At 64.1% G+C, this 20,544-nt stretch carries 16 protein-coding genes and 6 tRNA genes; 4 read left to right on the plus strand and 18 right to left on the minus strand.

Features of this window, described 5'->3' with window-relative positions; all coding sequences use genetic code 11:
* Positions 1 to 34: 34 nt before the first annotated feature.
* From IX761_RS01155 to leuC, 6 genes are all read right to left on the minus strand, one after another.
* A complete protein-coding gene (locus tag IX761_RS01155) occupies positions 35 to 1,039 on the minus strand; it encodes an aspartate-semialdehyde dehydrogenase (RefSeq protein ID WP_194787725.1) in 1,005 nt (334 codons plus the stop codon).
* Positions 1,040 to 1,344: 305 nt separating this feature from the next.
* A complete protein-coding gene (gene asd, locus IX761_RS01160; protein WP_194787726.1) occupies positions 1,345 to 2,457 on the minus strand; it encodes an aspartate-semialdehyde dehydrogenase in 1,113 nt (370 codons plus the stop codon).
* Positions 2,458 to 2,517: 60 nt separating this feature from the next.
* The gene (gene leuB / locus IX761_RS01165) at positions 2,518 to 3,600 is read right to left on the minus strand and encodes a 3-isopropylmalate dehydrogenase (protein ID WP_194787727.1); all 1,083 of its coding nucleotides are present in this window, start codon (positions 3,598 to 3,600) and stop codon (positions 2,518 to 2,520) included.
* A 53-nt stretch (positions 3,601 to 3,653) separates the two neighbouring features.
* Positions 3,654 to 4,418 (minus strand): class I SAM-dependent methyltransferase, encoded by a 765-nt coding sequence (locus IX761_RS01170; protein ID WP_194787728.1) that lies wholly within the window; start codon positions 4,416 to 4,418, stop codon positions 3,654 to 3,656.
* Positions 4,419 to 4,581: 163 nt separating this feature from the next.
* On the minus strand, positions 4,582 to 5,226 hold the full coding sequence (gene leuD / locus IX761_RS01175) for a 3-isopropylmalate dehydratase small subunit (RefSeq protein WP_194787729.1): 645 nt from the start codon (positions 5,224 to 5,226) through the stop codon (positions 4,582 to 4,584).
* Positions 5,223 to 6,656, minus strand: a complete 1,434-nt coding sequence (gene leuC / locus IX761_RS01180; RefSeq protein ID WP_194787730.1) for a 3-isopropylmalate dehydratase large subunit — start codon at positions 6,654 to 6,656, stop codon at positions 5,223 to 5,225. Before leuC ends, leuD begins: the two co-directional genes overlap by 4 nt.
* A gap of 130 nt (positions 6,657 to 6,786) precedes the next feature.
* On the opposite strand from leuC, the gene IX761_RS01185 reads away from it, so the two are divergent.
* A complete protein-coding gene (locus tag IX761_RS01185) occupies positions 6,787 to 7,665 on the plus strand; it encodes a LysR family transcriptional regulator (RefSeq protein ID WP_194787731.1) in 879 nt (292 codons plus the stop codon).
* Between the two features lie 65 nt (positions 7,666 to 7,730).
* Entirely contained in the window at positions 7,731 to 11,027 is a 3,297-nt protein-coding gene (locus IX761_RS01190) for a PAS domain S-box protein (protein ID WP_194787732.1), read from the plus strand.
* A gap of 267 nt (positions 11,028 to 11,294) precedes the next feature.
* Here IX761_RS01190 and IX761_RS01195 read toward each other — a convergent pair whose 3' ends face one another.
* The 12 genes from IX761_RS01195 to gltX form a co-directional block, all read right to left on the minus strand.
* A complete protein-coding gene (locus IX761_RS01195; protein WP_194787733.1) occupies positions 11,295 to 11,738 on the minus strand; it encodes an Hsp20 family protein in 444 nt (147 codons plus the stop codon).
* A gap of 203 nt (positions 11,739 to 11,941) precedes the next feature.
* The gene (locus IX761_RS01200; protein ID WP_194787734.1) at positions 11,942 to 12,913 is read right to left on the minus strand and encodes a tRNA dihydrouridine synthase; all 972 of its coding nucleotides are present in this window, start codon (positions 12,911 to 12,913) and stop codon (positions 11,942 to 11,944) included.
* Positions 12,914 to 12,965: 52 nt separating this feature from the next.
* Positions 12,966 to 13,400: an acyl-CoA thioesterase gene (locus tag IX761_RS01205; RefSeq protein ID WP_194787735.1), complete on the minus strand. Its 435-nt coding sequence runs from the start codon at positions 13,398 to 13,400 to the stop codon at positions 12,966 to 12,968.
* Positions 13,401 to 13,725: 325 nt separating this feature from the next.
* Positions 13,726 to 14,559, minus strand: a complete 834-nt coding sequence (locus tag IX761_RS01210; protein WP_194787736.1) for an alpha/beta fold hydrolase — start codon at positions 14,557 to 14,559, stop codon at positions 13,726 to 13,728.
* Positions 14,560 to 14,584: 25 nt separating this feature from the next.
* The gene (locus IX761_RS01215; RefSeq protein WP_194787737.1) at positions 14,585 to 15,124 is read right to left on the minus strand and encodes a TetR/AcrR family transcriptional regulator; all 540 of its coding nucleotides are present in this window, start codon (positions 15,122 to 15,124) and stop codon (positions 14,585 to 14,587) included.
* A 169-nt stretch (positions 15,125 to 15,293) separates the two neighbouring features.
* Positions 15,294 to 15,369 (minus strand) — tRNA-Glu (locus tag IX761_RS01220).
* A 42-nt stretch (positions 15,370 to 15,411) separates the two neighbouring features.
* A tRNA-Ala gene (locus IX761_RS01225) sits at positions 15,412 to 15,487 on the minus strand.
* A 66-nt stretch (positions 15,488 to 15,553) separates the two neighbouring features.
* Positions 15,554 to 15,629, minus strand: a tRNA-Glu gene (locus tag IX761_RS01230).
* Positions 15,630 to 15,671: 42 nt separating this feature from the next.
* Positions 15,672 to 15,747, minus strand: a tRNA-Ala gene (locus IX761_RS01235).
* Between the two features lie 53 nt (positions 15,748 to 15,800).
* A tRNA-Glu gene (locus IX761_RS01240) sits at positions 15,801 to 15,876 on the minus strand.
* Between the two features lie 73 nt (positions 15,877 to 15,949).
* Positions 15,950 to 16,025 (minus strand) — tRNA-Ala (locus tag IX761_RS01245).
* Between the two features lie 282 nt (positions 16,026 to 16,307).
* Positions 16,308 to 17,789: a glutamate--tRNA ligase gene (gltX, locus tag IX761_RS01250; RefSeq protein ID WP_194787738.1), complete on the minus strand. Its 1,482-nt coding sequence runs from the start codon at positions 17,787 to 17,789 to the stop codon at positions 16,308 to 16,310.
* Positions 17,790 to 17,932: 143 nt separating this feature from the next.
* Between gltX and IX761_RS01255 the strand changes: the two genes are divergently transcribed.
* Together IX761_RS01255 and IX761_RS01260 are read left to right on the plus strand one after the other, a co-directional pair.
* Complete coding sequence (locus tag IX761_RS01255; protein WP_194787739.1) at positions 17,933 to 18,988, plus strand: HlyD family secretion protein; 1,056 nt, start codon at positions 17,933 to 17,935, stop codon at positions 18,986 to 18,988.
* A gap of 49 nt (positions 18,989 to 19,037) precedes the next feature.
* Positions 19,038 to 20,528 (plus strand): MDR family MFS transporter, encoded by a 1,491-nt coding sequence (locus tag IX761_RS01260; protein WP_194787851.1) that lies wholly within the window; start codon positions 19,038 to 19,040, stop codon positions 20,526 to 20,528.
* Positions 20,529 to 20,544: the final 16 nt, after the last annotated feature.

The following is a 20,544-nucleotide window of genomic DNA, read 5'->3' on the forward strand; positions in this document are numbered from 1 at the left end:
TGTGGTGCAGGACAAAATTGCTGGTCAGTATCTTTTACGCCATGTGTTTAATCAACAATTGCGCCACCTGCACGGCGTTGAGCGCCGCGCCCTTGCGCACATTGTCGGTGGTCAGCCAGAGATTGAGCTGCTGGTCTTCGTCGACACCATGGCGTACACGACCAACATAGACCACGTCCTGGCCCACTGCGTCACCGACAGGTGTCGGATAATCACCGGGCTCGACCAGTTCGATGCCCTCGGCAGATTCCAGCGCGGCGTTGACTGCCACCAGGTCGACCGGGCGACGGCTCTGCACCGCCACACTGAAGCTATCGCCGAAAAACACCGGGACTTGAATGCAGGTCACGGAAATCTTCAATTCTGGCAGGCCCAGCAATTGCCGCAGCTCACTGACCAGGCGGCGTTCGACCGCAGTATGGCCCTGTTCGTCGGGGGTGCCGACCTGAGGCAGCAGGTTGAAGGCCACCTGGCGGTCGAAGAAGCGCGGCTCGAGCGGGCGAGCGTTGAGCAGTTCGGCGGTTTGCCTAGCCAGCTCGGTGACTGCCTCCCTGCCCTGCTCCGAGACGGCGAGGCAGGCGTGGACCTGGACCCGCTCGATGTCGAGCAGGCCCTTGAGCGGCGCCAACGCCACGGCCAGCGCCACGGCACCGGCGCAGGGGCTGGTGACCAGTGCGGGTTGCGCAAGCTTTGCGGCGAGTTCGCCATTGGCTTCAGGGACCAATGCCACCGCGCCTTCCAGGGCGCCGGACAAGTCGATCAGCACGCAGCCGGCGGCCTTGGCCTTTGCTGCGAAACTGCGGCTGACGGCGGGGCTGGCGGCGAAGAACACCAGCTGCACTTGCGCGAAATCGAAGCTGTCCACCTCGCGGACCTTGAGCTTCTTGCCGGCGAACATGACGCTGCTGCCCGCCGATTCCATGCTGGCCAGCAGGTGCAAGGTGGACACTGGGAAGGCCAGTTCCTCGAGGATCTGCACGAGGGTTTCGCCTACGGTGCCCGTGGCGCCTACTACGGCGATGGCTGGAGGGGTGGTCATGGGTTGCTTCCTTTTGCGTTCTGCGGTGCGGCGGGGAGCGGCACTTTACTTGGATTGTAGGGTGGGCGGTAGGTTTGGCTTGCAGTGAGGGCTGCCAGGTGCTTGCCGGTGTTCTTGCAGCGCCCTTGAGATCGAGCGCCGCGCGGGCGGCGCTCGATCTCAAGGGCGCTAAAAAAACACCGGCAAGCACCTGGCTGCCCTCACGCGGTCACATTTAGGTCCCTTGAAAAACTTACCCCCATAAAAAAACCCGCGCCACTTCTCATGGCACGGGCTTTTTCAAACCGACGATCAAACCACCGCGATCACCGCTCCAGCAAAATCCGCAGCATGCGACGCAGCGGCTCGGCCGCGCCCCACAGCAGCTGGTCACCTACAGTGAAAGCACCCAGGTACTGCGAACCCATGTTCAGCTTGCGCAGACGGCCCACCGGGATGTTCAGGGTGCCAGTCACCTTGGTCGGGCTCAGCTCCTGCATGCTGATCTCGCGCTGGTTCGGCACCAGCTTCACCCAAGGGTTGTGCTGGCTGATCATGCCTTCGATATCGGCCAGCGGCACGTCCTTGTTCAGCTTGATGGTCAGCGCCTGGCTGTGGCAGCGCATGGCGCCGATGCGCACGCAGATGCCATCCACCGGGATCGGGCTCTTGAAGCGGCCGAGGATCTTGTTGGTCTCGGCCTGGGCCTTCCACTCTTCGCGGCTCTGGCCGTTCGGCAGTTCCTTGTCGATCCACGGGATCAGGCTGCCAGCCAGCGGCACGCCGAAGTTCTCGGTGGGGTAGGCTTCGCTGCGCATGGCTTCGGCGACCTTGCGGTCGATATCGAGGATGGCGCTGGCCGGGTTGGCCAGGTCATCGGCCACGGCCGCATGGGTGGCGCCCATCTGCTTGATCAGCTCGCGCATGTTCTGCGCGCCGGCCCCAGAGGCCGCCTGGTAGGTCATGGCGCTCATCCACTCGACCAGGCCGGCCTCGAACAGGCCGCCCAGGCCCATCAGCATCAGGCTGACGGTGCAGTTGCCACCGATGTAGTTCTTGGTGCCCGCATCCAGCTGCTGGTCGATGACCTTGCGGTTGACCGGGTCGAGGATGATCACCGCGTCGTCCTGCATGCGCAGCGACGAGGCGGCATCGATCCAGTAGCCCTGCCAGCCGGCTTCACGCAGCTTGGGGAACACTTCGTTGGTGTAGTCGCCGCCCTGGCAGGTCAGGATGACGTCGAGGGTCTTGAGCTCTTCGATGTTGTAGGCATCCTTGAGCGGGGCAGTATCCTTGCCCACGTTCGGACCTTGGCCACCCACGTTGGAGGTGGTGAAGAACACAGGCTCGATCAGGTCGAAGTCCTGCTCTTCGAGCATCCGCTGCATGAGCACGGAACCGACCATTCCACGCCAACCGATCAGACCTACACGTTTCATCGCAACTACACCTTTGCTAAAAGTGGGCCGCCACCAGGTTTTGGTGGCGGGCCAGAGAGATTACAGATTCCGCAGCGCTGCGACTACTGCGTCGCCCATTTCCTGCGTACCGACTTTGGTGCAACCGGCAGACCAGATATCACCGGTGCGCAGGCCTTGGTCCAGCACCACGCTCACGGCCTTCTCGATCGCCTCGGCGGCAGCGGTCTGGTTGAAGCTGTAACGCAGCATCATCGACACCGAAAGAATGGTCGCCAGCGGGTTGGCGATGCCAAGGCCGGCGATGTCCGGGGCCGAGCCGTGGCAGGGCTCGTACATGCCCTTGTTGTTGGCATCCAGCGACGCTGACGGCAGCATGCCGATGGAACCGGTGAGCATGGAAGCTTCATCCGACAGGATGTCGCCGAACATGTTGTCGGTGACCATCACGTCGAACTGCTTGGGCGCGCGCACCAGCTGCATGGCAGCGTTGTCGACGTACATGTGGCTCAGTTCGATATCCGGGTAATCCTTGGCCACGTCCTCGACCACTTCGCGCCACAGCTGGCTGGAAGCCAGGACGTTGGCCTTGTCCACCGAGCACAGCTTCTTGCCACGCACGCGGGCCATGTCGAAGCCGACGCGGGCGATGCGGCGCACTTCGCTTTCGCTGTATGGCAGGGTGTCGTAGGCCTGGCGCTCGCCGCCTTCCAGCTCGCGCTGGCCGCGTGGCGCACCGAAGTAGATGCCACCGGTCAGCTCACGGACGATGAGGATGTCCAGGCCGGAGACGATTTCGGGCTTGAGCGACGAGGCATCGGCCAGTTGCGGGTAGAGGATCGCCGGGCGCAGGTTGGCGAACAGGCCCAGTTGCGAACGGATCTTCAGCAGACCGCGCTCAGGGCGGATGTCACGCTCGATCTTGTCCCACTTCGGGCCGCCCACGGCGCCCAGCAGCACGGCATCGGCCTGGCGCGCGCGCTCCAGGGTCTCGTCAGCCAACGGTACGCCGTGCTGGTCGATGGCGGCGCCACCGATCACGTCGTGGGCGAGGCTCAAGCCGAGCTGGAACTTGTCGTTGGCCAGCTCCAGCACCTTGACCGCCTCGGCCATGATTTCCGGGCCGATGCCATCACCTGGGAGAATCAGAATCTGCTTGCTCATGCTTTCCTCTATCCATCAAAGCGACGCGGCCGCCTCGGCCCCGTCGTAAATAATCAGCGTTCGGCCCAGAGTACCAGCACATCGGTGCTGAACGAGCCATCGGCTTCAACCTGGTAATACTGCCGTACTTCCTCACCCATGGCCTGCTGCAACTGGCGGATGGCCACCCGCAGCGACTCGGGGGTGCGCATGCGCTCGACCCAGGACTGCCACTCCAGGCGCAGGCGCTGGCGGGTATGGCTGCGCACATGCAGGCCGGCTTCGCTGACCTGGCGCAGCCATTCGGCGGCGCTGTAGTCGCGCACATGGCTGGTGTCACGCAGCACCTCGACCGTTTGCAGGTAGGTGTCGAGCAACGGGCTGCCTGGTGACATGACGTCGATGAAGGCCGCCACCCCACCTGGCTTCAATACCCGCCGCACTTCGCGCAGGGCCAGGCCCAGGTCGCTCCAGTGGTGCGCCGAGTAGCGGCTGAAGACGAAGTCGAAGCTGGCATCGGCGAACGGCAGGCGTTCGGCGGCGCCGCATTCGGTGCGAATGTTGGCCAGGCCGCGCTCTTTAGCCGCAGCCGCCACGACGTCGAGCATCGACTGCGACAGGTCATAGGCCACCACTTCGCCGACCAGCGGCGCGACGTGGAAACTGACATGACCGGCGCCGCAACCCAGGTCCAGCAAACGGGCCGCGCCCTGCCCCGCCAGTGCGGCCTGCAGCAAGGCGAATTCGCTGCCCTGGGCGTGCACGGCGCTGCTGAGGTAGGCACTGGCCTGCTCGCCGAACTGGCGTTGGACCACGTCGGTGTGGGTGGTGCGGGTCATGGGGAGATCCTTTGGGTTGTGTGTTGCCTGTTCCGGCCTCTTCGCGGGCAAGCCCGCTCCCACAGGTGCTGCACCGCCTCGAGGATCAGTGTTATCCCTGTGGGAGCGGCGGTTCGCCGCTGCGACTTGCCCGCGAAGAGGCCGGCAATGTCACCTACTAACTTCAGGCGTCGCGGAACAGCCAGGGCTGACTGGCGCGGTGCTTGCCTTCGAATGCCTTGATCGCGTCGCTGTCCTGCAGGGTCAGGCCGATATCGTCCAGGCCATTGAGCAGGCAGTGCTTGCGGAACGCGTCGATCTCGAACTTCAGTACCTTGCCATCCGGGCGGGTCACCGCCTGGGCATCGAGGTCAATGGTCAGTTGGTAGCCTGGGTTGGCTTCGACCTGCTTGAACAGCTCGTCGACTTCGGCAGCGTCGAGAATGATCGGCAACAACCCGTTCTTGAAGCTGTTGTTGAAGAAGATGTCGGCGAAGCTCGGCGCAATCACGCTGCGGAAACCGTACTCGTCGAGTGCCCATGGCGCGTGCTCACGGCTGGAGCCGCAACCGAAGTTCTCCCGGGCCAGCAACACACTGGCACCCTGGTAGCGCTTGTGGTTGAGCACGAAGTCTTCGTTCAGCGGGCGCTTGCTGTTGTCCTGGTAAGGTTGCCCGACGTCCAGGTAGCGCCACTCGTCGAACAGGTTGGGGCCAAAGCCGGTGCGCTTGATCGACTTCAAGAACTGCTTGGGGATGATCTGGTCGGTGTCGACGTTGGCGCGATCCAATGGCGCGACCAAGCCGGTGTGCTGGGTAAAGGCTTTCATGCTGCGCTCCCTTGGATCAACTCGCGGACATCGATGAAGTGGCCAGTCACCGCGGCGGCGGCGGCCATGGCCGGGCTGACCAGGTGGGTTCGGCCACCGGCGCCCTGGCGGCCTTCGAAGTTGCGGTTGGAGGTGGACGCGCAATGCTCGCCGCTCTCCAGGCGGTCCGGGTTCATCGCCAGGCACATGGAGCAGCCCGGTTCACGCCATTCGAAGCCGGCTTCAAGGAAAATCTTGTCCAGGCCTTCACGCTCGGCCTGGGCCTTGACCAGGCCCGAACCCGGTACCACCAGCGCCTGCTTGACGTTGGCGGCGACCTTGCGGCCCTTGGCGATCTCGGCGGCGGCGCGCAGGTCTTCGATGCGCGAGTTGGTGCACGAACCGATGAACACGCGGTCGAGCTTGATATCGGTGATCGCCTGGTTGGCGGCCAAGCCCATGTACTTGAGGGCGCGCTCGATCGAGCCACGCTTGATCAAGTCAGGCTCGGCGGCCGGGTCCGGCACGCGCTGGTCGACGGCCAGGACCATCTCGGGCGAGGTGCCCCAGCTGACCTGCGGTTTGATCTGCGCGGCGTCGAGCTCGACCACGGTGTCGAACACAGCGTCGGCGTCGGACACCAGGCCTTGCCAGGCCTGCACGGCTTGCGTCCACTGCGCGCCCTTCGGTGCGTAGGGGCGGCCTTCCACATAAGCAACGGTGGTGTCATCCACGGCGACCAGGCCCACACGGGCGCCAGCTTCGATGGACATGTTGCAGATGGTCATGCGGCCTTCCATCGACAACTCGCGGATGGCGCTGCCAGCGAACTCCATGGCATGGCCATTGCCACCGGCGGTGCCGATCTTGCCGATCACGGCGAGGACAATGTCCTTGGCGGTCACGCCAGACGGCAACTGGCCGTCGACGCGCACCAGCATGTTCTTCATTTTCTTGGCGACCAGGCACTGGGTGGCGAGCACGTGCTCGACTTCGGAAGTGCCGATGCCATGGGCCAGGGCACCGAAGGCGCCGTGGGTGGAGGTGTGCGAGTCGCCGCAGACCACGGTCATGCCGGGCAAGGTGGCGCCCTGCTCCGGGCTGATGACGTGAACGATGCCTTGACGCTCGTCATTCATCTTGAATTCGACGATGCCATATTCGTCACAGTTCTCGTCGAGGGTCTGCACCTGAAGGCGCGACACCTGGTCGACGATCGCCTCGATACCGCCCTTGCGCTCAGGCGTGGTCGGCACGTTGTGATCGGGCGTGGCGATGTTGGTATCGATGCGCCACGGCTTGCGGCTGGCCAGGCGCAGGCCTTCGAAGGCCTGGGGCGACGTCACTTCGTGGATGATATGGCGATCGATGTAGATCAAGGACGAGCCGTCGTCGCGGCGTTTCACCTCATGGGCGTCCCAGAGTTTGTCGTAGAGCGTTTTGCCAGCCATCAGACTGTTCCTCATCAGCGTCTTTCTATGCCAAAGACCCCTTGGCTTGTACGGACGATGCTATGGCGATAGATTGAATAACTCAAATTCATAATTTTCATGCTTTGCATAACCATCAGGAATTCGAACGATGGACCTGGCCAACCTCAGCGCCTTCATCGCGATTGCCGAAACCGGCAGCTTCTCCGGCGCCGGCGAACGCCTGCACCTCACCCAACCGGCGATCAGCAAACGCATCGCCGGGCTGGAACAGCAACTGGACGTACGCCTGTTCGACCGCCTGGGCCGTGAGGTCACGCTGACTGAAGCTGGCCGCGCCCTGCTGCCCCGCGCCTACCAGATCCTCAATGTGCTCGATGATACCCGCCGCGCGCTGACCAACCTCACCGGGGAGGTGAGCGGTCGCCTCACCCTGGCCACCAGCCACCACATCGGCCTGCACCGCCTGCCCCCCTTGCTGCGGGCGTTCACCCGCCAGCACCCGGCGGTGGCCCTGGACATCCAGTTCATGGATTCGGAGCAGGCGTATGACGAAATCCTCCATGGCCGGGCGGAAATCGCCGTGATCACCCTGGCGCCGGAGCCGCACCACCTGGTCAAGGCGGTGGCCGTGTGGGATGACGCCCTGGACTTCGTCGCCGCGCCCGAACACCCGCTGGCCCGTGACGGCCAGGTCAGCCTGGCCGACGTGGCCCGCCACCCGGCGGTGTTCCCCGGCGGCAATACCTTCACCCATCACATCGTCCAACGGCTGTTCGAAAGCCAAGGCCTGACCCCGAACATCGCCATGAGCACCAATTACCTGGAAACCATCAAGATGATGGTCTCCATCGGCCTGGCGTGGAGCGTGCTGCCACGTACTATGCTGGATGAGCAGGTGGCGCCCATCGCCCTGCCCGGCATACGGCTGTCGCGCCAGCTAGGCTACATCCTGCACACGGAGCGCACGCTTTCGAACGCGGCCCGGGCCTTCATGGCCCTGCTCGACAGCCACGCGGGGCCCGCCTGACCGCTCGTCGTCAGCACGGCATTACATTCCACAAGGACGCGTCATCCGCCAAAGGTCTGGTAAAGATGCCCAAATCAGCAAACCGCTTTCCGCGCCTGCCGCGCATTCCTGCGGCCGATCCACAGGAATCGGAACAGGCCTGGCAGAACGCGCCGCAGCTGCTGGCCGCGCTCAACGGTGCACGCCTGGGTGCCTGGCTCTGGGATATCGAGACGGGCCGGGTCAGTTGGTCGCGCGGCACCCAGGCGCTGTTCGGCTTCGACCCGCAACGCCCGCTGCCCAACGACATCGATTACCTCGACCTGCTCCCCGAAGAGGATCGCGCCCGCACCCGCCAGGTGTTCCAGGCGGTGGTCAACGGCGAACCCATCGAGCAAGCCATGCGTCACCGCATCCGCTGGCAGGACGGTAGCGTGCACTGGCTGGAAATCAACGGCAGCCTGACCCACGACGCCCATGGCCGGCGGCAGATGATCGGGGTGATCCGCGAGATCACCCGCCAGCGCGAACGGGAAAATGCGCTGATCAATTCGGAAAAGCGCTTTGCCACCCTCTTCCACCTGAGCCCCAACGCCATCCTTCTCACCCGCCGCCACGATGGCCTGATCATCGAGGTCAACCAGCACTTCGAGGACATGTTCGGCTGGCCAGGCGCCCAGGTGGTCGGCAAGACCAGCGTCGAGCTTGGCCTGTGGGTCAACCCCGAGCAGCGCCACCAGGTGCTGGAGGCCACACGCGCCGGCAGTGGGCCGCTGATCATGGAGGTGCAGTTCCGCGCCACCAGCGGCAAGGTCCACGACGGCATCCTCTGCACCCAGGGCATCGAGCTGGAGGGCATCACCTACCTGATCAGCACCTTCATCGACACCACAGAGCGCAAACGCGCCGAGCAGGCGCTCAAGGACAGCCAGGAACGCCTGGATTTGGCCCTGGACTCGGCGCAGCTGGGCACCTGGGACTGGCACATCCCCAGCGGCATGCTCTACGGCTCGGCCCGCGCTGCCCAATTGCACGGGCTTGACCCGGTGCCCTTCCACGAGTCGTTCGATTCGTTCTTCGAGGGGGTGCCGGAAGACGAGCGCTCGGCCATGCGCAACGCCTACCGCAGCCTGCGCGAAGGCCCGGCTGGCAACTACCAGATCACCTACCACGTGCAGCTGGAAAACGGCGCCTCGCGCTACATCGAAAGCCGCGCGCGCCTGTACCGGGACGAGCACGGCAACCCGCTGCGCATGGCCGGCACCCTGCTCGACATCACCGACCAGGTGGAACGCGAACAGCGCCTGACCGCCTCGGAAGAGAAATTTGCCAGCCTGTTCCAGGTCAGCCCCGACCCGATCTGCGTGACCCGCCAGGACACCGGCCAGTTCATCGAGATCAACCCCGCCTTCAGCCACACCTTCGGCTGGCAAGCCGACCAGGTGCTTGGCCGCACCGCCGAAGAGCTGGGCCTATGGGCCGAGTCGGCCGAACGCGCCCAGCGCATCGAACGGGTGATCCGCGACCAGGCCTTGAGCAATGTGGCGGTGGGCGTCAACCACCGCAACGGCACCGCCCTCACCTGCGTGATCGCCAGCCGCCTGATCAGCGTCGACGGCCAGCCCTGCAGTGTCACCACCCTGCGCGACATCACCCAACAGCAGCGCGCCGAAGCCGCGCTCAAGGCCAGCGAGGAGAAATTCGCCAAGGCCTTCCACTCCAGCCCCGACGCCATCACCATCACCGAACGGCGCAGCGGTCGCTACCTGGAGGTCAATGACGGTTTCTGCCGGCTGACCGGCTACAGTGCCAGCGATGTGGTGGGACGCACGGTCTACGAGCTGGGCCTGTGGGCCGACGACAAGCAGCGCGCCGCCCTGCTCAACGAGCTCAAGGAGCGCGGCCGGGTGCACCACCGCGAGATGCTCGGGCGCAACAAGCGCGGCGACATCCTCACCGTGGAAGTGTCGGTGGAGCCGATCAGCCTCAACGAAACCGACTGCCTGCTGCTCACCGCGCGGGATGTCAGCCTGCTGAAGAATGCCCAGGCGCAGATCCGCCACCTGGCCTACCACGACCCGCTGACCAACCTGCCCAACCGTGCCCTGCTGATGGACCGCCTGAGCCAGCAGATCGCCCTGCTCAAGCGCCACAACCTGCGCGGTGCGCTGCTGTTCCTCGACCTCGACCACTTCAAGCACATCAACGATTCGCTCGGCCACCCGGTCGGCGACACGGTGTTGAAGATCATCACCGCGCGCCTGGAAGCCAGCGTGCGCCTGGAGGACACCGTGGCGCGCCTGGGCGGCGATGAGTTCGTGGTGCTGCTCAGCGGCCTGGAGGGCAGCCGCGAGCTGGTGGAGAGCAAGGTCCGCGAATTGGCCGATACCCTGCGCGAACTGCTCGCCGAGCCCATGTCGCTGGACGGCCAGCGCCTGCAAGTGACCCCCAGCATCGGCGTGGCGCTGATCCCCGACCATGGCGCCACCCCCGCCGACCTGCTCAAGCGCGCCGACATCGCCCTGTACCGGGCCAAGGATTCCGGGCGCAACACCACGCAACTGTTCCACACCACCATGCAGAAAGCCGCCAGCGAGCGCCTGCGCATGGAGAGCGACCTGCGCCTGGCCCTGGCCCGGGGTGAACTGGCGCTGCACTTCCAGCCCCAGGTCGACGCGCGCGACAACCGTATCGTGGGTGCCGAGGTGCTGTTGCGCTGGCATCACCCGCAACTGGGCCAGCAACCGCCGGCGCAGTTCATCCAGGTGCTCGAGGAAAGTGGCTTGATCCTCGAAGTGGGCAGCTGGATCCTCGACGAAGCCTGCGACGCCTGTGCGCGCATGCTGCAGGACAGGCTGATCGACGCCGACGAGTTCAGCCTGTGCGTCAACATCAGCCCCCGGCAGTTCCGCCAGAACGATTTCGTCGAACGGGTGCTGCGCAGCCTCGACGACTACCGCCTGCCGCGGCACATGCTCAAACTGGAGATCACCGAGGGCATCGTCATCCAGAACCTGGAAGACACCATCAGCAAGATGCGCGAGCTCAAGCGCTACGGCGTGAGCTTCGCCATGGACGACTTCGGTACCGGCTACTCATCGCTCACCTACCTCAAGCGCCTGCCGGTGGACGCGCTGAAGATCGACCAGACGTTCGTGCGCGATGCCCCGGTCGACCCCAACGACGCCGAGATCGTCCGCGCCATCGTGGCCATGGCGCGCAGCCTGGAGCTGGCGGTGATCGCCGAGGGCGTGGAGTTGACCGAGCAGCTGGAGTTTCTCGAACGCCTGGGCTGCCACCTGTACCAGGGTTACCTGCACAGCCGGCCGCTGCCGTTGCCGGAGTTCCGGCAGATGTTGCTGGAGGCACCGGCGGATTATTGATCAGCGCGGCGCATGCCCTGCAGGAGCGGCCTTGTGCCGCGAAAGGCCTGCAACGCAGCCCCAGCGATGTCGGCGGCGTAACTAAAATCTGGGGCCGCTTTGCGGCCCTTCGCGGGCAAGCCCGCTCCCACAGGATTGCGCATTTCTCAACATATGCGCTGTACCTGTGGGAGCGGGCTTGCCCGCGAAGGGCTGCGAAGCAGCCCCAAATGTGGCTTAACTGACTGGCATTAACCCGAAGGTGCCCTTTCGTTCATCCCGCCGAACTCAGTTCAGCGCAGGCTTGTCGCCATTGATCGGGATGCGCTTGGCCTTGGCCTCTTCCGGCACGACGCGCAGCAACTCGATGCTGAGCAGGCCGTTGGCCAGGCCCGCGCCCTTGACCTCGATGTGGTCGGCGAGGCGGAACGACAGCTTGAAGGCGCGCTGGGCGATGCCCTGGTGCAGGAAGGTGACACCTTCGTTGCTGTTGTCGCGCTTGCCACCGGTGACGGTCAGCACGCCTTTTTCGACCTGCAGGTCGAGGTCCTGCTCCTGGAAGCCGGCTGCGGCAACCACGATGCGGTAGTGGTCATCGCCGTGCTTTTCCACGTTGTAGGGCGGGTAGCTGCTACCGGCCTCGTTGCGGGCGGCGGCTTCGAACAGGTCGTTGAAACGGTCGAAACCGACGGAATTGCGGAAAAGCGGGGCGAGAGAGAAAGCGGTGGTCATGGTCATTAACTCCTGAGATTCAGCAAGTAGGTCATTACGCGACCCGACTTCGGCATCGCGTACTCAAGAGATATGGCCTGGTGAAACGCTTTCAAGGGGAAAAGCGGAAATTCTGTTATCGCGGTGAATTCATCGCGGGGCAAGCCCGCTCCCACAGGCCATGTAGAACCGTGGGAGCGGGCTTGCCCCGCGATTGCGCCATGTCAGGCGACACAGGTCTCGATGGCCGGCATACCAACCCCAAGCAACCGACTGATCCTCTGGCAATCATCCTCCCGGCGCAGCTCGGCGAACAACGCCACCGCCTCTGGATAGCCACGGGTCAGCATCGCCAGCCACTGTTTCATCCGCCCCGGCGCATATCGCGGTGACAGTTTGTCCTGGGCCTGGCGCCAGAATTCGCGCAGCAGCGGCAGCAGTTCACCCCAACTCATCGGTTCGTAGTCACGACCGTCACGGGCAGCGGCGATCTGCAGGGCCAGGTCCGGCCGCGAAACCAGGCCGCGCCCCAGCATGATGTCCTCGGCGCCGCTCACCTCGCGGCAACGCCGCCAGTCGTCGACGGTCCAGATTTCACCATTGGCGAACACTGGCACCTTGACCACATCCTGTACCCGCGCCACCCACTCCCAGTGGGCCGGCGGCTTGTAGCCCTCGACCTTGGTCCGCGCATGCACCACCAGGTGCGCCGAACCGCCTTCGGCCAGCGCCGTTGCGCACTCCAGCGCGCCATCCGGGCTGTCGAAGCCCAGGCGCATCTTCGACGTCACCGGGATATGTGCAGGTACTGCACGACGCACTTCGCGCACGATCGTATGCAGAAGCTCCGGTTCCTTGAGCAGCACGGCGCCGCCGCGCGACTTGTTGACGGTCTTGGCCGGGCAGCCGAAGTTCAGGTCGATCACCGGCGCCCCCAGCTCACAGGCCAGCGCCGCATTTTCGGCCAGGCACACCGGGTCCGAACCGAGCAACTGCACACGCATCGGCACACCGGCTGCGGTGCGTGCGCCCTGGCGCAGCTCCGGGGCCAGTTTGTCGAACGAGGATTCCGGCAACAGGCGGTCACAGACGCGGATGAACTCGGTGACGCACCAATCGATGCCTCCCACCCGGGTCAGGACGTCGCGCAGGATGTTGTCGACCAGCCCCTCCATCGGGGCCAGGGCAATTTGCATGTGAGGGTCTCGGGGCGAAAAAGGCGGCAGTCTAACAAAGATCCGCCGCTTTTCAGCTGCCGATCAGCGCCGGGCCGTAGCCGTCGATGAATTCCGCCGGCATGCGCTTGGGCTTGCCACTGGACAGCTCGATGCAGGCGAAGGTGGTTTGCGCGCGCAGCAGGGTGACGCCATCGCTCGGGCGCTTGAGCTGGAAACGGCGGGTCATGCGCAGGCGCTGGTCCCAGTCGATGATCCAGGTGGCCAGTTGCAGTTCGTCGTCTTCGTAGGCGGCGGCGAGGTAGTCGATTTCATGGCGAACCACGGCCATGGCCCGGTCCAGGCGGCGGTATTCGGCCAGGTCCAGGCCCAGGCGCTGCGAGTGACGCCAGGCGCAGCGCTCCAGCCAGGTGACGTAGACCGCGTTGTTGGCGTGGCCGAGGCCATCGATATCCTCGCTGCCGACGCGAAGGTCGATGATGAAAGGTGCTGCGAGATCCCAGCTCATGCCCGCTTCCTTGAAGTAAAACCCGGATTTAGCAGGGCATTGCCGCGGGATGTCCAGTCTTTGCGCAGGATCTTGCCGGCCAATCGCCGGCAAGCCCGCATCTTGCGCGGTCTCTGTAGGAGCGGCCTTGTGTCGCGAAAGGGCTGCATCGCAGACCCAGCAATCGTGAATGCCACACAGGAAGCCTAGGGCCGCTTTGCGGCCCTTTCGCGACACAAGGCCGCTCCTACAGAAGATCTGTACAAGACAGTTGCTCCCACAGGGATTACCGCAATGCATGGGCTAGCGATTGGCCCGTAGGAGCCGGCTTGCCGGCGAACAGGCCTCAGGCGCTTTGCCGCGCCCGCAGATTGGTGCGCGCCAGCAGTTCGAGCACCGCCTCACCCAGGCGTGGATCGGCCAGCACACGCAAGTGGCCACCCGCCTCCAGTGTCAGCAAGCGGCTGTCGAACCACGCCTTGTGAATGACCTGCGATTCACTGGCCGGCACCATGTCGTCATCGCTGGCATGCACCACCAGGCCCGGCAGGTCCAGCTGGTAACCGGCGACATCCAGCCGCGCAATCTGCACGCCGATGTCACGCTCGACCTGGCGAATGAACGCCGCCCTGGCACGCGCCGGCAGCCCCAGACGGCGGGCAAAACCGCGCATGACCCCAAGCAGTTGCGCTGGCGCGGCGATACTGACCGCTGCTTCGGCACGCAGCCCCCATTGCAACGCCAGCATCACACTGGCGCCACCCATGGAGTGGCCAATCACCGCGCGCAGTGGCGGCAACTCCGCGGCGGCTTCCAGCAGCGCGCGGGCAAACAGCACCACATTCGCCTGATGCCCGGGCGAGCGGCCATGGCCGGGCCCTTCCAGCGACACCACGGTATGGCCCGCAGCAACCAACGTCTCGATCAGCGCGGCGAACTGGGTGGGCCGCCCTTCCCAACCGTGCATCAGCAACACGGTCGGGCCTTGCCCCCAGCGCAGCGCCGACAGCCCGAAACGCAAGGTGATGCGCTCGGCGCGAGCCAGCAGCGGCAGCTCCCACTGCCTCGGTGGCAGCGTGCGCGGGGTCATGAAGGCGCGGCGCATCTTGCCGGCGACATGTTCAGGGACCAGGTGGCCGAGGGTGCCATTGACGCCGCGAATCCAGCTCAGGGTAGTCATCGCCATGCTCCAGGGGTGGGGTTGCTCAAATCACCGCCGATTTGGCGGCACGCAGGACACGGTCGGACAGCTCGCCAGTACCCAGCGCCCGGGCGACGGCCAGGCCGCCAACCATCAGGGCGAAATCGGCCAGGGCCTTGTCGATGTCCTCGGGGCGGTCGACCATCTGTGCGGTCATCAGCTCGATGTGTTCCACCAGCACCTCGCGAAACGCGTCCGGCAGGCGCTGCATTTCGCTGAGCGCATTGGGTAGCGGGCAGGCTTCTATCTCGCCATCGCGGTGCTTGCGCGACAGGTAGAAGGCAGCCACCAGCGCACGGCGGCCAGCGCCGTCAAGGTTCGGGTCCGCCGCGGCCAGCAGGGCCCGGCGCTCGCAGAGCAACTGGCGGAAGGCCTCGAGCATGAGCGCGTCCTTGCTGTCGAAGTGGGCGTAGAAGCCACCCACCGTCAAGCCGGCGGCGCCCATGACCTGGCTGACGCTCGGCTCTGCCGGGCCGTGCTGGATCAGCGCGCCACGTGCCGCTTCCAGGATGCGTTCGCGGGTCTTGGTCTTCTTGTCGCTCATGGCTCACCTCGAAATATTATGAGCGACATATTATGCCTGTAATATTTTCTGGCAAGCAGAATGTGCAACCGCTGATCGGCTAATGAAGTTTTAGAGGGAGCAGAAAAAACAAAAGGCCCATTCAATAAGCGAATGAGCCTTATAAGTCCCGCAAAACGCGGGTAAAAAATGGCGTCCCCTAGGGGACTCGAACCCCTGTTACCGCCGTGAAAGGGCGGTGTCCTAGGCCACTAGACGAAGGGGACGTAACCTTCGTGCCGTTGCGCTTTCACGCAACGCGGCAAAATTGGTGGAGCTAAGCGGGATCGAACCGCTGACCTCCTGCATGCCATGCAGGCGCTCTCCCAGCTGAGCTATAGCCCCGAGTAAAACAAAAGGCTCATCCATCTGATGATGAGCCTTTCAACTCCCGCAAAACGCGGGTAAAAGTGGCGTCCCCTAGGGGACTCGAACCCCTGTTACCGCCGTGAAAGGGCGGTGTCCTAGGCCACTAGACGAAGGGGACGTAACCTTCGTGCCGTTGCATTTTCACGCAACGCGGCAAAATTGGTGGAGCTAAGCGGGATCGAACCGCTGACCTCCTGCATGCCATGCAGGCGCTCTCCCAGCTGAGCTATAGCCCCGGATTTCTAGCCTCTCGGCCCAGCGACATCCTGAAACATCGCTTGTGCAAAACTGGCGTCCCCTAGGGGACTCGAACCCCTGTTACCGCCGTGAAAGGGCGGTGTCCTAGGCCACTAGACGAAGGGGACGAACCTTCTTACCTTCAAGACCCGGTTGCTGGACCCAGTCTTGCTTACCGACCTAAAGCCGTTAAGCGGAATTTGGTGGAGCTAAGCGGGATCGAACCGCTGACCTCCTGCATGCCATGCAGGCGCTCTCCCAGCTGAGCTATAGCCCCACAATGTCGCTCTGAACCGAAGCGCTGGCTGGGTGCCTGGCGTTTCGTTTGCGTTCATCGCTGTGGACGGGGCGCATATTAAGATCCGATTGCAGGGCTGTCAAACGAATTTTTGAAAATATTCAAAAGTTTTTTCACAGATAACAATCACTTACCGCCCTGCCCTGCTGAATCCTGATGTTGCGCCCCTGTGGGAGCGGGTTCACCCGCGAAAGCTGTAGTGCAAGCACCATCGTATTCGCGGTTAAACCCGCTCCCACAGGGTAAGCAATAGAAAAGCTATCAGGCGATGTTCGCCAGCAGCTTCTCCCACTCCTTGTTTTCCTTCTTCGACACGCCACCCAGCAGGTCGATGGCCTGGCGCAGGCGGTAGCGGGTCAGGTCCGGGCCGAGGATTTCCATGGCATCGAGCACCGACACCGAGCTGGCCTGACCGGTAATGGCGGCGAACATCAGTGGCATGGCATCGCGCAACTTCAGCTCCAGCGACTCGACCACGGCCTGGATACAGGCTGTGATGCGGTCCTTTTCCCACTGACGCAGGCTTTCCAGTTTCCACAGGATCAACTGCATCACCTGGCGCACCTGGTCAGCCGACAACTTCTTGCTCTCGAACAGCTTGGCGTCGAGTTTCAACGCGCCTTCGAAGAAGAAACCACCCAGTGGGGCGACCTGGCTGAAGGTTTCGACCCGGCCCTGCACATGCGGGGCGATCTTCATCATGTAGTCGCTGTTGAACGCCCACTTCTGCACACGCGCGGCGAACTCTTCCACCGGCAGCTCGCGCAGCCACTGGCCGTTGAGCCAGGACAGCTTCTCGATGTCGAAGATCGGGCCACCCAGCGAGATGCGCGACAGGTCGAAGTGCTCGACCATTTCGGCCAGGGAAAACTTTTCGCGCTCGTCGGGCATGGACCAGCCCATACGGCCCAGGTAGTTGAGCATCGCTTCTGGCATGAAGCCCATGCGCTCGTAGAACGTGACCGAGGTCGGGTTCTTGCGCTTGGACAGCTTGGACTTGTCCGGGTTACGCAGCAGCGGCATGTAGCAGAGCTTGGGCTGCTCCCAGCCGAAGTACTCGTACAGCTTGATCAGTTTCGGTGCCGAGGGCAGCCACTCTTCGCCACGCAGCACGTGGGTGATGCCCATCAAGTGGTCGTCGACCACGTTGGCCAGGAAGTACGTCGGCAGGCCGTCGTTCTTCATCAGCACCTGCATGTCCATGCGGTCCCATGGGATCTCGACATCGCCACGCAGCATGTCCGGCACCACGCAGACGCCTTCGCTCGGCACCTTCATGCGGATCACGTGCGATTCACCCGCCGCCAGGCGGCGTTGCACTTCCTCATCGCTGAGCAGCAGCGCGCGGCCGTCGTAGCGCGGGGTCTCGCCACGGGCCATTTGTTCGGCACGCATCTGGTCCAGCTCTTCGGCGGTGCAGAAGCAGTAGAAGGCGTGGCCGGCGTCGACCAGCTCCTTGGCGTACTTGGCGTAGATCTCGCCACGCTCGCTCTGCCGGTAGGGGCCGTGCGGGCCGCCAACGTCCGGGCCTTCGTTCCACTCGATGCCCAGCCAGCGCAGAGCGTCGAAGATCTGTTGTTCCGACTCGCGGGTGGAGCGCAACTGGTCGGTGTCTTCGATACGCAGGATGAACTCACCGCCGTGCTGCTTGGCGAAGCAGTAGTTGAACAGGGCGATGTAGGCGGTGCCGACATGGGGGTCGCCAGTGGGCGAAGGCGCGATACGCGTGCGAACGGTGGTCATTGTGAGTCTCGAACGAAGAGTGAAACAAAGGCGGGATGTTAGCAGGGAGCAGGCACTCGGCTCCAGCAATGGCGCGATCGTCACTTGTGACGACGCCCGTTGCAGCTGTTAAATTTGCTTACATTTTTGGAACCATAGTCCTCATGCCCGCTCAACTCAAACGTCGCCTGCTGGTCTTCCTCACCCTGGTCGCACTGGTCGGGCTTGCCTTCCTCGCCCACTGGTACTTCAAGGGGCGCTTCTACGAGAGCACCGACAACGCCTATGTGCAGGGCGAGATCACCCGGGTTTCCAGCCAGTTGGGCGCACGCATCGACGAGGTCCGGGTGGAGGACAACCAGCACGTCAACCAAGGCGACCTGCTGGTGCGCCTGGAAGTGGCCGACTTCGAACTGGCCGTGGCCCGCGCTCGCGCCGCGCTGGCCACCCGCGAGGCAGAGCTGGTGCAGGCGCAGAGCCGGCTGGCGCAACAGGGCAGCCTGATCGCCGCCGGCCAGGCCCAGGTCGCGGCCAACCAGGCCACCCTTGACCGCTCGCAGCTCGACCTCAACCGCGCCCAGGCCCTGCGCAAGCCCGGCTTCGTCTCCGAAGAACGGGTCACCACGTTGTCGGCGGAAAGCCATGTGGCCCGCTCCCAGGTCGACAAGGCCCAGGCCGATCTCAAGGGCCAGCGCCAGCAGGTCGACGCGCTGAGCGCCGAGCTCAAGCGCCTCGACGCACAAATCGCCAATGCCCGCGCCGACCTGGCCCAGGCCGAACTCAACCTGACCCGCAGCGAGATCCACGCGCCGATCAGCGGCACCATCGGCCAGCGCAGCGCGCGCAATGGCCAGGTGGTGCAGGCCGGCGCCTACCTGCTGTCGATCGTCCCCGACGAAGACATCTGGGTGCAGGCCAACTTCAAGGAGACCCAGATCGGCAAGATGCACCCCGGCCAGCGTGCCGAACTGCTGTTCGACAGCTACCCCGACACGCCCATCGAAGGCCGCGTCGACAGCCTGTTCGCCGCCTCCGGCGCGCAGTTCAGCCTGCTGCCGCCGGACAACGCCACCGGTAACTTCACCAAGGTGGTGCAGCGCATTCCGGTCAAGCTGACCTTCGCCGCCGACAACCCGCTGCATGGCCGCATCCGCCCAGGCATGTCGGTGACCGCCACCGTCGACCTGCGCAGCGACGACGACAGCCGCGATGGCCGGTGATCAACTGCTGCGCCCCAGCGCGGAACCGACCCGGCGCGACTGGATCGCGGTGATGAGCGTGATGCTCGGCGCGTTCATGGCGGTGCTGGATATCCAGATCACCAACTCGTCGCTCAAGGACATCCAGGGTGCGCTGTCGGCCACGCTGGAGGAAGGCTCGTGGATCTCCACCTCCTACCTGGTGGCGGAGATCATCATGATCCCGCTGACCGCCTGGCTGGTGCAGCTGCTCTCGGCCCGGCGCCTGGCAGTGTGGGTGTCGCTGGGTTTCCTGGCCTCGTCGCTGCTGTGCTCGATGGCCTGGAACCTGGAAAGCATGATCGTGTTCCGCGCGTTGCAGGGCTTCACCGGCGGCGCGCTGATCCCGTTGGCATTCACCCTGACCCTGATCAAACTGCCCGAGCATCACCGCGCCAAGGGCATGGCGATGTTCGCCATGACCGCCACCTTTGCCCCGTCGATCGGCCCGACCCTCGGTGGCTGGCTGACCGAGAACTGGGGCTGGGAGTACATCTTCTACATCAACATCCCACCAGGGCTGCTGATGATCGCTGGCTTGATGTACGGGCTGGAAAAGAAAGAAGCACATTGGGAGCTGCTGAAAAGCACCGATTACGCCGGCATCGTCACCCTCGGCCTGGGGTTGGGTTGCCTGCAAGTGTTTCTTGAGGAGGGCCACCGCAAGGACTGGCTGGAATCCGGCCTGATCGTCAGCCTGGGTACCGTTGCCCTGCTCAGCCTGATCCTGTTCGTGATCCTGCAACTGTCGCGCCCTAACCCGCTGATCAACCTGCGCATCCTGGGCAACCGCAACTTCGGCCTGTCGAGCATCGCCAGCCTGGGCATGGGCGTGGGGCTGTACGGCTCGATCTACCTGCTGCCGCTGTATCTGGCGCAGATCCAGGGTTACAACGCCTTGCAGATCGGCGAAGTGATCATGTGGATGGGGGTGCCGCAGCTGTTCCTGATTCCGCTGGTGCCGCTGCTGATGAAGGTGATCTCGCCAAAATGGTTGTGCGCCCTGGGCTTTTGCCTGTTCGGGGTGGCCAGCTTCAGCTCGGGGGTGCTCAACCCGGACTTTGCCGGGCCGCAGTTCAACCAGATCCAGGTGATTCGAGCCCTCGGCCAGCCGATGATCATGGTGACCATCTCGCTGATCGCCACCGCGTATATCCAGCCGCAGGACGCAGGGTCGGCTTCGAGCCTGTTCAACATTTTGCGCAACCTGGGCGGGGCGATCGGCATCGCCTTGCTGGCGACGCTGCTGGATGCACGGGCCAAGGTGTATTTCGACTATCTGCGCGAGGCGGTGGTGCCGAGCAACCCGCAGGTGGCCGAGCGTCTGGCGCAACTGACCGAGCGGCTAGGCAACGACAGCGCGGCGCTGGGCAAGCTCAGCGAGATCACCCATCAGCAGGCGATGATCATGGCCTACAACGATGCCTTCCATTTTGTCGGGATCGGGTTGGCGGTGAGCATGTTGGCGGTGTTGTTGACCAGAAAGCTGCCGCAGGGGTTGAAGGCCGGTGAGGCGCATTGAGCCAGGTGCATCCCCT

The organism is Pseudomonas sp. UFMG81, from assembly GCF_015354575.1.
Classification (GTDB): Bacteria; Pseudomonadota; Gammaproteobacteria; order Pseudomonadales; family Pseudomonadaceae; genus Aquipseudomonas.

Bases quoted from the DNA above. Each gene is read 5' to 3' on its own strand.
- IX761_RS01205 (WP_194787735.1), bottom strand. From the start codon at position 13,400: ATGAGCTGGGATCTCGCAGCACCTTTCATCATCGACCTTCGCGTCGGC.
- IX761_RS01185 (WP_194787731.1), top strand. From the start codon at position 6,787: ATGGACCTGGCCAACCTCAGCGCCTTCATCGCGATTGCCGAAACCGGC.
- IX761_RS01255 (WP_194787739.1), top strand. From the start codon at position 17,933: ATGCCCGCTCAACTCAAACGTCGCCTGCTGGTCTTCCTCACCCTGGTC.
- IX761_RS01170 (WP_194787728.1), bottom strand. From the start codon at position 4,418: ATGACCCGCACCACCCACACCGACGTGGTCCAACGCCAGTTCGGCGAG.
- IX761_RS01215 (WP_194787737.1), bottom strand. From the start codon at position 15,124: ATGAGCGACAAGAAGACCAAGACCCGCGAACGCATCCTGGAAGCGGCA.
- gltX (WP_194787738.1), bottom strand. From the start codon at position 17,789: ATGACCACCGTTCGCACGCGTATCGCGCCTTCGCCCACTGGCGACCCC.
- IX761_RS01195 (WP_194787733.1), bottom strand. From the start codon at position 11,738: ATGACCACCGCTTTCTCTCTCGCCCCGCTTTTCCGCAATTCCGTCGGT.
- leuD (WP_194787729.1), bottom strand. From the start codon at position 5,226: ATGAAAGCCTTTACCCAGCACACCGGCTTGGTCGCGCCATTGGATCGC.
- IX761_RS01210 (WP_194787736.1), bottom strand. From the start codon at position 14,559: ATGACTACCCTGAGCTGGATTCGCGGCGTCAATGGCACCCTCGGCCAC.
- IX761_RS01200 (WP_194787734.1), bottom strand. From the start codon at position 12,913: ATGCAAATTGCCCTGGCCCCGATGGAGGGGCTGGTCGACAACATCCTG.
- leuB (WP_194787727.1), bottom strand. From the start codon at position 3,600: ATGAGCAAGCAGATTCTGATTCTCCCAGGTGATGGCATCGGCCCGGAA.
- IX761_RS01155 (WP_194787725.1), bottom strand. From the start codon at position 1,039: ATGACCACCCCTCCAGCCATCGCCGTAGTAGGCGCCACGGGCACCGTA.
- asd (WP_194787726.1), bottom strand. From the start codon at position 2,457: ATGAAACGTGTAGGTCTGATCGGTTGGCGTGGAATGGTCGGTTCCGTG.
- leuC (WP_194787730.1), bottom strand. From the start codon at position 6,656: ATGGCTGGCAAAACGCTCTACGACAAACTCTGGGACGCCCATGAGGTG.
- IX761_RS01190 (WP_194787732.1), top strand. From the start codon at position 7,731: ATGCCCAAATCAGCAAACCGCTTTCCGCGCCTGCCGCGCATTCCTGCG.